The following is a 424-nucleotide window of genomic DNA, read 5'->3' as shown; positions in this document are numbered from 1 at the left end:
CGGCGATGGCCTCGGCCAGCACCCTGGTGCCGTTGCCGAACTGGTCGAACTCGAACACGCCCACCGGGCCGTTCCAGACGATGGTGCCGGCGGCCTTGAGCTGCCCGGCCAGCATCGCGGCGGTCTGCGGGCCGATGTCGAGGATCATGTCGTCGTCGGCCACGTCCTTGACGTCCTTGACGGTGGCCGCGGCGGTCGCGCTGAATTCCTTGGCGCAGACCACGTCGACGGGGATGGGCACCGAGGCGCCGCGATTGGCCATGATGTCGATGATGGCCCTGGCGTCGCCGACCAGGTCCGCTTCGGCCAGCGACTTGCCGATCTTCAGGCCGGCGGCCAGCATGAAGGTGTTGGCGATGCCGCCGCCGACGACCAGGTTGTCGACCTTGTCGGCCAGCGACTTCAGGATGGTCAGCTTGGTCGA

General features: G+C 68.2%; 1 protein-coding gene. It reads right to left on the bottom strand.

Going from position 1 to position 424, the window contains the following annotated elements:
- Positions 1-424, bottom strand: a 424-nt coding sequence (gene pgk / locus MKD38_RS30935) for a phosphoglycerate kinase (RefSeq protein WP_252682468.1), incomplete at both ends; no start/stop codon positions are given.

The organism is Cupriavidus sp. WGlv3 (assembly GCF_023952475.1).
Lineage (GTDB): Bacteria > Pseudomonadota > Gammaproteobacteria > Burkholderiales > Burkholderiaceae > Cupriavidus > Cupriavidus phytorum.
Note: the sequence above shows the minus strand (reverse complement) of the source record. Positions and strands in the feature narration are given on the sequence as shown.